General features: G+C 60.2%; 12 protein-coding genes. 10 read left to right on the forward strand and 2 right to left on the reverse strand.

Translation table 11 applies throughout. The annotated features are described in order from the left end of the window. The first annotated feature begins 50 nt into the window (after positions 1-50). The gene (locus ABJF10_RS24495; RefSeq protein WP_348547252.1) at positions 51-2,984 is read left to right on the forward strand and encodes a hypothetical protein; all 2,934 of its coding nucleotides are present in this window, start codon (positions 51-53) and stop codon (positions 2,982-2,984) included. Here ABJF10_RS24495 and ABJF10_RS24500 read toward each other — a convergent pair. Beyond that, complete coding sequence (locus ABJF10_RS24500; RefSeq protein WP_348547253.1) at positions 2,975-3,292, reverse strand: hypothetical protein; 318 nt, start codon at positions 3,290-3,292, stop codon at positions 2,975-2,977. The genes ABJF10_RS24495 and ABJF10_RS24500 overlap by 10 nt on opposite strands. Before the next feature lie 268 nt (positions 3,293-3,560). Between ABJF10_RS24500 and ABJF10_RS24505 the strand changes: the two genes are divergently transcribed. The 9 genes from ABJF10_RS24505 to ABJF10_RS24545 all read left to right on the forward strand — a co-directional run bounded on the left by ABJF10_RS24505 (position 3,561) and on the right by ABJF10_RS24545 (position 9,666). Continuing rightward, entirely contained in the window at positions 3,561-5,927 is a 2,367-nt protein-coding gene (locus ABJF10_RS24505) for a hypothetical protein (protein WP_348547254.1), read from the forward strand. Between the two features lie 4 nt (positions 5,928-5,931). After that, positions 5,932-6,183, forward strand: coding sequence for a hypothetical protein (locus tag ABJF10_RS24510; RefSeq protein ID WP_348547255.1), 252 nt, complete (start codon positions 5,932-5,934; stop codon positions 6,181-6,183). Next, positions 6,180-6,485 (forward strand): hypothetical protein, encoded by a 306-nt coding sequence (locus ABJF10_RS24515; RefSeq protein WP_348547256.1) that lies wholly within the window; start codon positions 6,180-6,182, stop codon positions 6,483-6,485. The genes ABJF10_RS24510 and ABJF10_RS24515 overlap by 4 nt, the downstream gene beginning before the upstream one ends. A 61-nt stretch (positions 6,486-6,546) precedes the next feature. Beyond that, the gene (locus ABJF10_RS24520) at positions 6,547-6,867 is read left to right on the forward strand and encodes a hypothetical protein (RefSeq protein WP_348547257.1); all 321 of its coding nucleotides are present in this window, start codon (positions 6,547-6,549) and stop codon (positions 6,865-6,867) included. Continuing rightward, positions 6,864-7,919 carry a hypothetical protein gene (locus ABJF10_RS24525; protein ID WP_348547258.1) on the forward strand — a complete coding sequence of 352 codons (1,056 nt, stop codon included), beginning with the start codon at positions 6,864-6,866 and terminating at the stop codon, positions 7,917-7,919. Before ABJF10_RS24520 ends, ABJF10_RS24525 begins: the two co-directional genes overlap by 4 nt. A gap of 19 nt (positions 7,920-7,938) precedes the next feature. Next, positions 7,939-8,535 carry a PAS domain S-box protein gene (locus ABJF10_RS24530; RefSeq protein WP_348547259.1) on the forward strand — a complete coding sequence of 199 codons (597 nt, stop codon included), beginning with the start codon at positions 7,939-7,941 and terminating at the stop codon, positions 8,533-8,535. A gap of 5 nt (positions 8,536-8,540) precedes the next feature. Then, positions 8,541-9,185: a hypothetical protein gene (locus tag ABJF10_RS24535; RefSeq protein ID WP_348547260.1), complete on the forward strand. Its 645-nt coding sequence runs from the start codon at positions 8,541-8,543 to the stop codon at positions 9,183-9,185. Between the two features lie 3 nt (positions 9,186-9,188). Then, the gene (locus ABJF10_RS24540; RefSeq protein WP_348547261.1) at positions 9,189-9,332 is read left to right on the forward strand and encodes a DUF3309 family protein; all 144 of its coding nucleotides are present in this window, start codon (positions 9,189-9,191) and stop codon (positions 9,330-9,332) included. A 13-nt stretch (positions 9,333-9,345) separates the two neighbouring features. After that, a complete protein-coding gene (locus ABJF10_RS24545; RefSeq protein ID WP_348547262.1) occupies positions 9,346-9,666 on the forward strand; it encodes a hypothetical protein in 321 nt (106 codons plus the stop codon). Position 9,667: 1 nt separating this feature from the next. On the opposite strand, the gene ABJF10_RS24550 is transcribed toward ABJF10_RS24545, so the two are convergent. Further along, entirely contained in the window at positions 9,668-10,903 is a 1,236-nt protein-coding gene (locus tag ABJF10_RS24550; protein ID WP_348547263.1) for a di-heme oxidoredictase family protein, read from the reverse strand. Positions 10,904-11,008: the final 105 nt, after the last annotated feature.

The raw sequence follows: 11,008 nt of genomic DNA on the forward strand, positions 1-11,008 counted from the left end.
CATCGGCTACGAGGGAAGAGCCCGTAGCGAACGGCCTCCTGGCTCACGCGATGCGAGAGGCGGGGAAGGAACTCTCTGCCGATCAGCGCGACATTCTGGAATCCGTTCGTAAGGGTGCGGACAAGCAGCAAATCGCCGATCAGCACGGCATCACCGTCGCCGAGGTCGACAAGAAGCTGGCTGACGCGACCGCCGCCCTGGACAAAGCCAAGAGCGCCGCCGTGGCGGAACTGACCGAGCACATCAAACAGGTCGAACCGGCGCCGCTCTACGCGCTCCAGGATCGAGTGAACGCGGTTGCTGGCGATTTCGCGAAGAAGATGACGGCGGCCAAGGCGATGGTGACTGGCCTGAAAGAAGGCTTCGAGTTCGGCAAAGAGCAGCACGCTTTCATTGAACGCCAGAAGGGCGAGATGGCTGGGGCTTTGCGCCGGCTGATTATCGAGGCGTTGCCGAGCAGGGCGCGCGCTGCATTGGCGGATGCCGTGACGCGTCTTGTTGCTGAGCCTGTGACTCTCCGCGCTGACGGCAAGAATGAGCAGCGGCTCCAGACCCTTTTCAAGAAAGCGATCGGCATCGCGGGTAAGACCCTCGACAAAGCCGAGGACCTGCGGAAAGCCGCGATCGTCGAAGGAATCAAGAAGGTCGCTGATCGCGTGTCGGGCTCGCCTGGCGTCGATGTCGAGTATCAACGCCGCATTCAAGGGCTGATCAACAATCTCGATTTCTCGAAGCCTCGCGCCGATACTGTGGCCGCTCTCCAAGGCACGAAGGACTACATCGCGGCGAAGGACGCTAGCCTCTCTGGTCACGCTGTGCCCGCGGAGGTGATCAAGAATCTGGAGCGTTTGAACAAACTGCCGGTTCGAGATCTTCCGACGCACGTGCTCGAAAGCATCCTCGGAGACATGGCACTTCTGGAAAAGCTGGGCCGGTTGAAATTGAAAACGCGGGAGGCCGTTGCTGAAGCGCGTCAAGAGGTTGCGAAGTCGGATATAGCGGTCGCTAAGACGACGCCGATCAATCAGGGACCTATTATGAGAGCGCAGCCTGGCGAAGAGCTGCCATGGGTGCAGAAACTGCGGAACAAAATCACGACCGCGCAAAACTACGCGAAGGTATTCGGTCGGGCGCTTCTTCCAATCTCGGCCGTGACGGACGCGCTCGGAGAGGGAAAGGCGAGATACAATGGCCCGCTTGAGCGTCATTTCATCGGCCGCGCGGACACCGCATACAATGATTACCTCGTCTCCAAGAATGAACTCCAGAAACCCTTCGATGACTTACTGAAGAAGCACAACCTCTCGCAGTCGGACAGCGAGCGATTCGCCGTGCATGCGATTATTCAGCAAGAAGGCGGAGAGGAGCGCTTGAAGGCCATGGGCGTCGAGTCGCGAATCATAGAACAGAATCGCGTCGTTAGCCCCGCGCTGGCGGAGGTCTACGGCGAATGGAAGAAAATCGAGGCTCGTGTATTTCCCGAAGTGTCACGCGTAGCCCGCGAGGCATTTAATCAGCACGTGCAAAAGGTCGATAGCTATTTTCCTCTGATGCGCGATCACGACTCCTTCCTTCCGGATCAGGCGCCGACCCAGGTTGAGGGGGGTCGTGTAATTCCGATAGATGAGGCCGCAGCTTGGCGAGGATTGGCCGATGATTTTGCACCCATGCCCAAGAAAACGACAGCGCGCGGGATGACATTTGATCGAGTCAAGAATGCCACATCTCCGATTCGCCTGGATGGTTTTGCCATTGTTCGCCAGCACGTAGCCGACGCGATGTATTTTGCGAAAATGACCCACGCGCTCAACGATATGGCAGCCGTGGTAAATGATCCAATATTCCCCGCAAAGTATGGCGATATCGGACAGCGGATTATGCGAGACTGGATCGACACCATCGCTCGGCGAGGCGGCGTTGACATTTCTCGGCGCGAGCCTTGGCTGGACACCCTGCGACAACATCTTAGCCTGGGGTCAATCGGCTTCCGTCTCGCATCCAATATCAAGCACGCGAGCAACATGGCATTCTCAATGTATCATGCGGGCGGCCCCGGGTGGTATTCGAAGGGCCTGCGCGAATCGTTGTCCGACCGTCCAAACGATTGGATTTCCAAGAATGCAGCCGAAGTCCTCGATCGGCACGGCGCCGAGCCCGCGCAGGAAGAACTGGAGCGAGGAAGCCCTGGAACAAAGTGGCTCGGCAAGGTTTCTGTCGCCGCCCAGAAATACGCCTTCCTGATCGCGCGAAACATCGACCAAATAAATGCTAGGGCGACGTTCATCGGAGCATACCAGCATGAACTCGCGAAGGCAGGAAAAGACCCCTCGAATTACTTGAATGAGCCAGTCGACCGAAACAGAGTCAACCTCGCCTTGAGCCTGATGCGACGCGCAGTCGCTTCGGCAAATCCGAAAGACCAACCGCAAGCTCTCTCTCGAGGATCTGGAATCGGCGGGAACGTTTCGATTGCAAAATCGGTCTTTGCTTTCCAGAACGTGTTTCTCGACATGTATTCCAACCTGCGGCACGACTTCATTCGTGCAGGCATCACCGAAAAGGACCCCGGCAAGGCGCTGGCCATGGGCGCAGTTTTGCTGGCGTCTACGCTGATGGAGACGGGGATCGAACACGCTGTACGAGGTGCAGAGGCATCCATCACAGGGCACAAAAAGGACGACAAACACGAGGACAGTTTCATGAAGTCTGTCGGAGTGAATGTGCTTCGTCGGATTCCGTTCATGAGCCAGGCCCTTGGAGTGATTCGATATGGAGGGTCGGGCGTGCCAGTGCTTGATGTGCTTCCGACTGCGCTAAAGAATGCTTACAAGGTCGGAGCTGCGAGCAGTCCGCAGGCTAGGAATAAGGCTGCCGTCTCTGTGGTGCAGCAGGTTGCCGAGATGTCGGGTGTCCCGGGCTCTGGCTATGCTGGCGACTTGATCAAAAAGGCGCTACCGGACGCGCCGAAGGGACGTCACAACTGAGGCGTCGCTTCCGGATGCAGCGGCAGTTTCCAGACCCTTATCCCGATCAAGTCATCCTTCCAATCGGGATGAGTATCCGCGAGAGCTCGCATCGCCGTGTTCGGCCACGCCCGCTCCGCTGTGGATGTTACGCCACCTTCCAAGGCATCGTAAAGCAGGTCGAGGGCGACCCCGGCCGCGAGAGTCAGTTCAAACGACGGAGCATCGCCGCCGTCCGTGCAGGCGAGCAGTCGGGCAATTGTCGCGGAGGGGTCGCCGCCCATGAGCGGTTCGGGCTTGAAGGTGACGATCCAGTATTTCGGCTGCACGGTTCAAATGTGCCGCGCGACAGTGCGGAGGCAAGCCTGATTGCGCTTGACCGAACGCGGACGCGCGGCATGGCCCGCAGTCGATGACCAACTTTCTTGACGCGTTCTTTTCCGAGTTCCGCTGGTATCGAAGGCTTTCGAAGGGCAAATGGGAGCGAGCCTTCGTTCATCCTTGCATGTCTTTCGCATGGTATCGAACGTCGTCGTTCCACGTCGGCGATGAACGTGAGCCTGCCTGCTCAAGGCCGGTGGCAATGGAGTTCTGGGGATGAATTCGGCGCTCCATAAATCTCTTTCCGAAGACCAATACAAACGCCTCGTGAAGGCGGCGCTGTGCCGGTATAAAGCCATCTCCGAGGAAAAGGAACGCTCGCAACTGGAGGAGGATTTGAAGCGGTTCGAGCTCCGGGCAGAGGGCGACTACAGCGACCGGACCACGCCCGGGAACGCGAACCGGCCTCTCCAGAAGATCTTCAGCCTGAAGAACGAGACGCTGGGGATTATTCGGAGCGTGAAGCGCTTTCTGTTGGCGCGCATCTGCAAGGACCTATTCGGGAGCGAGCCGATTTTCTACGTGCGCCCTGAGGGCAAGGTCGACAAGCCTTTGGCCGAGGCGATGCAAAAGCACGCCGGCTGGAAGCTGCGACAGGCGGACTACAAGGCGAAGATCAAACGGGCGATCGATACGCTGTTCGACGTTGGCTTCGTGGCGATCAAGACCACCTGGGACGTGCAGGAGGACGTGAGCGAGAGCCTCGAAATGATCCTCGTGCACAAGGCGGACGGCGCGCCGGTGCTGACGCAGGATGGCGATTATATTTACGAAGACGACGAGACCTTTGACCCGAATGAGCAGGGGCAGCCCGTGGATGCTGCGAGCGCCGAGGGTTCCGAGCAGGGCCAACCAGCGGGCGTAGAAGGGATGCAAGAAGAAGCGGCTGAGACGCCGGAGCAGGAAGCCGCTGAGCAACCGGAGGCTGCCACTCCCTTACTGGCGTTCGTGAAAGCTCCCGAGGTCGTCCTCGACGCTTCGCTCTACACTTGGGCCGAGCATCTGGTGGAGCAGAAGGTCCGGCTTTACAGCGGGCTGCGGATCGACGCCTGCGAGCGCAAGGACGTGTTCTGGCCAATCAACGTGCCGAACATGGAGGAAAGCGACATGATCGCGCACCGCTACGACCGGCCGCTCTCGGAATTGCGCGCCAAGTATGCACCGGAGAGCTTCGATGAAGACGCGGAGGAGCAGGGCCCGGCCGCGGAGGAACCGGAGAAGGTGGATTCGGAGGTGTCGGCGATTCTCGGCAAACTGAAGAACGAATCGCAATCTCCGAAGAGCGAGGCGAGCAAGCCGATGAAAAATGAGGCGGAGGCCAGCGGGCAGGACGAAGATCCGATGATCCAGGTCGCCGAATGCTCGTTCGACTTCGATTGCTTCGAAGATGGCAAGCCGCGCCGGCTGCATCTCGTGCTGTTGCCTCAGCAGAATGAGTGCATCTACGCCGAGTATCGCGCGGCCATGGCGCCACGGGCGGCGAAGAACATTCACTTGCTGGCGATCAACCGGCGCCGGAATCGCGCCTACGGTCGCGGGCTTTGGGAGGTTTACGAGAACCTCGCGGACGCGGCAGACCAACTGCTCAACGCGATCCTCTACCGCAACAGTTACGTCGCCGATCCGACCAAGATTTGGAACCCGCAAAATACGGCGGAGGGGAAGGCGAACCCTGACTTGAAATTTGAGCCGGGAGCGACCTACTCGACCGTCAGTTCGCAAACCGATCCAAAGAACATCCTCAACGTCATCGAGATTCCCGATCTCGATGAGCGGACGTGGAAGCTGATGGAGCTTTTCATGCAGCTCATCCAGCTCGATAGCGGGGTCACCAACGCGAACCAGGGCGACGTTTCGAACCTGCCGAGCAACTCCACGGCCACCGGCATCAACTCCATGTTGGAGAGCAGCTCTGTGCTGCACCAATACGTCCTCGAGGAGATTCGCGACTGTCTTACGCCGCAACTGGCGTTCGCCATCGGGCTGATCTACCTCAAGCAGGACGGGGACGAAACGTACGAATACCTGCAAAACGACGCCGACCCGGCCGCCGAGCAGGTGATGCTCTTGAAGGACGCCAAGAAGCTGCGGCATCTGCCGATGAATGTGGACATCCTGCTCACGCGCACGAAGCGGCAGGAATGGCGCGAGGCTGCCACCGCGGCGATCCCGATGGGCGTGCAATACGGGCAGTTACCGCCCGCCGACCAGACGCGGATGCGCGAGGCGTTCTTGCAGCTTTTCCGAGCGTTGGACTTCCCGAACCCCGAGGACTTCTTCCCGCTGCCAGACCCGAACCGTCCGCCGCCCGGGCCGCCGCCTCCGCGGGCAACCGAGAGCATCGCACTCAAGGGTGCAGACCTGGCCCCTTCACAGAAGGACTGGCTCGTGCAGCAGTTTGGAGGTCCGCCCGCGAAACCAGAGGAAATCGCTGCGCAGCAAGGCGGCCAGAGCGGTGGCGCGACGCAGTCGCCGACGCCGAGCGGGCCCGCCCAGCCGCTGCCGTCAAACGTCATCGATGACAGCGGGAATGTTCCGGAACGCCAGTCGGCGAGCGATGGCTCTATGGAAGGGGCAGCGTAATTTTATGGCGACCGGGGCGTTACTCGACAGGCATTTGCTGGTTGCCATGGGGCTTAACGCTGACTCAGCAAACATTGTGATGGAGGAAATCGAGACTATTCGCCTCCAGCTTTCGGCAGCCAATGAAAAGTGGCGCTACTTTCAGGGACTGGTTCGCGAGCATGGAGCGAGCAGCATTGGCAATCTGATTGTGCAGCGGGATGCCGCAGTGGCGAAGTTAGAAGGCGACCGCTCCAGCGAGGAGAGTGACGCATGACGGCGCAGGACTACCAGAAGAAGCGCGCGCTCCTGCGGTCCTACGAAGCGCTGCTCAAGAGCCCTGCCTACGCGGAGTTTCACGAGAAGATTCAGGAGGAGCATCATAACTGCCTCAGCGGTTTGCGAAATCGAACGATCACCGTGGCCGAGCGGCAGGAATTTCAGGAGGGCGCGGACGCGACGGAACGGTTGCTTTCCTATGTCACCGATCGCATCGCGGCGCTGACCAAAGAGACCTCGCTCTCGCAAAAGGAGCTCGACGCCTTGCGCGGCCAATTCGAACCGGAGGACGAGCCGTGAAGTTTTCGCTTGCCATAGCACGTCGCGCTGGCAGTGCCGCGTTCTCAGAAACAGCCAGCCTATGAGCCTCTCCATTTCACTACCCAACGGGTTCACAAATGTCACCACGGCAGGCACGGCAGTTCCGCTGCTGGCGCGCACCGACATCAACAAGCTCGTCAAAGGCGTGGCCACGGTCTTGCTCACGGCGCGAAAGAACAAGACCACAGCCAACACTGGCGATGTCTACATCGGGAACAAGGGTGCGCAGAGTCAGGTTCTCTCGCCTGGTCAATCGCTGGCCATCGATGTTCGCGCGGGCGAAGAACTGAGCCTGCCGGACATCTTCCTCGACGCGGCCACGAACGGCGACGGCGTGATCTACCTGATCAAAAAGTCATGAGCGATCTTACGCTTTCCCCGCGCCCTGACGGAGGCGCCAGCACGCTGGAGGCGGCGGGAATTATCACCGAGTTAGACGCACCATCTCCGAGGACCATAGCGTTGGCGCTGTCAAGCACTGTGCCCAATGTAGTGCTCAACGTTGACGGGACGCTTCAGGTGCAAATCAACGCCAACGGCAAGGCCGGAGGTATCACAATGGCGGGCACAATGGCCCCCGGAAGTAGCCACTATGTCTGGATTAAAAACCACACCGGCACGCTTGATATTTCGGGAGTCACTTACGGCGACATCTGGTATTTCTTCCTCTACGATAGCAACATCGGATCGACACTGACCCTGTCGGGCGAGATTTATTTGGTCAAACTCATCGGCGTCACGGGGCTGACTATTTTGGTGTTCGATGACTTCTGGCCGGATACGATGACGGCGACGGGACTAGGGCTCACCACACTGACCATCACGGCGACGGCATTTACGGGCGGCGGTGCCGTTGTCTGCGACCTCTCTTTCAACGCGTTGAACGACGCCAGTATCAACGGCGCAGGCGGCATTCTGGCGTTCTTTGCTGCTCACGCCCCAGCAGTAGGGTGCGCACTTAATATCAGCGCCGGGACCAATGCGCCGGTCACAATGGAAACTCCCGCCCCAACGACCTTCGATCTTACCCTGCCAGCCGCCAGTGCCTTCGCCGCGTCAGGAGATGGGGATTGGGTGGACCTTCCCGGCTTGGCGCTCGTTTCCATTTGGTTCAATGTCTCCGGTGGCAACACTGCGCCGGGCGGGCACGACGCCCTCGAGATCTACGTTTATTTGGGCGATGATGCTAGTGCTGTCGCTGCGGCTGTCGCGGCCGACATCAGCGGTTATGGCTATGGTTCGACCCAAACAGAGGGCGCGCTCAACGTGACCTTGGTCAGCAATAGCTCGGCCCACCCCGGAGCTACCTCAGGCCCAGCGACCCTGGCTAATCTTGTCCTGGGGACCATCGGCAATAGCTACATCGATACGATCCTTCTGGCCAATCCGAGTAGCACGGTGACGCACAACTAAAGCGCGCGAGTTTTTCGCCATGACCAAGCCCTTCCCATTTCTATCCAGTTGGCAGGAGTGGTGCGGCGCTCTCTCTGGCGCGCTGGTGGCAACGTGGGGCTTGCTGGCGTTGATCCCGAAGATCTTCCGGGAGACGAAGAAGTTCTACGATGGCGTTGTGTTCCTGCTGGAGATTCGCGACCAGTTGACGGAAATCCGGCTCACCATCTCCAATATCGACGACGGACAACTGAACATCATCGAATCCCTGTGGCATGGCCGGGACACCGATGAAAATACGGTCTGGTTTCAAACGGATGGGAAAGGCCAGACGCAGCGGATATCAAAGACGTGGACGGCGTGGACAGGCTTGCCAGTGGATGCCGCGCGCGGACGCGGATGGGAGAACGCCATCGCCCCGGAAGATCAAGCCCGCGCCATTCAAGGCTGGCAACTGGCGATCGATCATCAGCGCGCCTATCAGGATAGCTTTCACTATATCGACACTCTTGGCCGCCGAATCCTCGTCATCGTGGCAGCCGCACCCATTCGTCAGCATGACGGCACGATCCTGAATTATTTCGGCAGCGCTCGAAAGGCGGGTGCTGCGAACACGGGCAGCCAAGTTCCTAAGTAACCGCCATGAAAAAGTCCATCCTCATCCTCCTAACTGCGCTGGCGTTCTGCTCGTGTGCCAGCAAGCCCGTCGTCTACAAAGCGCCATCGAGTGCCGCCATCGACGCCAGTGCCGCCGAACTGCATCGGGCAGTCGCCGCCGCGACCGTCACGCATCACCAGGTGCAGGCCGCCACGAAGCAGGCCAAGATCGCGGTCGACGATCAGACGAAGCATCTGGACATTCTGACGCCCGCTTTAGATGCGATGTTTAAAACGGCTCCGATCGAGCTTCGTCCCGAGATTGCCGACGCGCAGAAGGAAGTCGCGGCCATCCGATTGGATAACACCGGGGTCGTGGCGCAACTCGGCGCCATCACCTCGCTTCAGACCATCGAGGGGAATCAGCTTGAGGAAGCGGCAGCGGCCGACAAGCAGCACGCGGCCGACAAGGCGCAATATGAAGCGGAAGCCGATCAGTTGGCTGAGAAGGCGAGCGCCGAGAGCGTTGCCCGGGCCGCCGCGGAGAACAAGGTCCACGAACTGGAATCAAAGAACTGGATACGCCGCGCCCTCGAAGCCTTGGCCGCCGTCGGTCTGCTCGTCGTTGGGTTCCTCTACTTTACCGGAAAACTCACCCTATCCGCTGCCTCTGTGGCCGCGAGATTCTAAATCATGAACCTGCTCCTCATTCTAATCCTCATCCTCCTTTTTTGCGGCAGCGGCTACGGCTTCTACGGAGGCTACCACGGCACGGCCAGCATCGGGACCATCCTCCTTATCGTGCTCGTCATTCTGCTGCTGACCGGAAGGCTGTGACTATCCTACAACCATGAAAAACATCCCAATCATCACGTTCTTGCAACGCACCTGGCTTCTCGTCTTGGCTTGGTTCGCCGCCGACTGGATTGCCCTCACCCAGCATCATTTCTCGTTCCTTGGCGACTGGCAGTTCAACGAGATGCGCGGCTGGGAATGGGTGGCGCGCACACCGAGCGAGTGCTTCGGCGCCGAGGTTTACGTTCCATCCCTTGTGCTCCTAGTGGCGCTGTGCCCTCACGTCTTGCCAGCGTGCCCCGCGCGGCTAGTTTCGACTCCGTTACACTCCGCTCAGAATGACACGCGGAGGAGGGGCTTTCTCCTGAGAGAGTGACTTACAAGCTATTCAGGAAGTCGATGACCTGCTTTTGCTGGCCAGCGGGGAGCTTGTTGAAGCGGTCGCGGGCGGGGACGGCTTCGCCGTCGTGGTCGTTGATGGCGACGGGGAGGGTGGGAGCGCGGCCGTCGTGCAGGTAGGGGGCGCGGAACTTCAGGCCCCAGAGCGGCGCGGTCTTCATTTCGGTGGGCAGGGCGTCGGCCTGGGCGATGCCGTCGTTGAGGCTGCCCATGTCGTGCAGGAGCAGGTCGGAGAAGAGGGTGACCGGTTTGCGATCGAGGGCGCGGATTTTGTTGGGCCCGGTCATGAGCGTGGGGACATGGCACTCGGCGCAACCGATGCGAACGAACATCCCATAGCCATTCTGGACCTCGGCGGTGATGTGGGGAGGAGGCGGCGGGGCGAGGAAGCGCATGAAGTCGGCGGCCTTGTCGATGTCGCTTTTGCCCGTGGCGGGGTCGACCTCATCCTCGGGATCGGCAAAGTGATCGTACTGGGCGAGGAGCTCCTGGTTGCCATTCGGGGCGTTTTCCGTGGGGAAAAAGCGGCTGGTGATGCCCATCTCGTTCAAATAGGCGTCGCCGGCAAAGGCCAGCAGCGTGGCCTGCTGGGCCTTCCAGCCGAAGCGGCCCACGCGCTCGTCGCCAGTGGTGACGTCCGTGATCATGGCCGCGCGGCCGAGCACGCCGTCGGCCTTGTGGCGATTGGCGAGGGCCTGGATGTCCTGGTCGCGGATGGCCTCGATGAGTCCGGCACCGAAGAGCGGGGTGGTCTGCCGCTGGACGACGATGGTGGCATCGACGGGGATTCTTTCCAGCACGGCCGGGTTGATGGCCCGGCTCTGGAGCAACGAGCCGCCTTCCGCGGCGAGGGGATCGAAGACGCCATTGTCGTTGCGCCCGAAGCGGGTGACCACCTGGGCGCTGGCGCCACCGATCGTGGGCGCGGTGTGGCAATTGGCGCACGAGGTGTTGTTGAAAATAGGACCGAGGCCGCTGTCCGCAGTTTCCACGCTTTCAAATTCACCGAGACCATCCGTGAAGGCGGAGAGCTGGCTCTGCGTTAGGTCCGGCAAGGGGTCGCCGAGCCGGCCACTGGCGTGCGGGGCCGGGCCTTCGTGGCGATGGATCGGGCGGCGGGCGCGGCCTTTGCCGGCGTGAGGAAGGGCCTGGGCCACGACAACGCTGACACCCATGAGGGCCAGCAGGGGGAGGATCGTGGGGGATATTTTCATGGTGGGAGGCGTTATTACAGTGACGACTGACGGGTTCAAGGTAACGGCACGATCTGACGTTCGCGCACCGATCTTTCTTCAGCCTCGCAGATCTCGACGGCGCTC

This window comes from Chthoniobacter sp. (assembly GCF_040003245.1).
GTDB lineage: Bacteria > Verrucomicrobiota > Verrucomicrobiia > Chthoniobacterales > Chthoniobacteraceae > Chthoniobacter.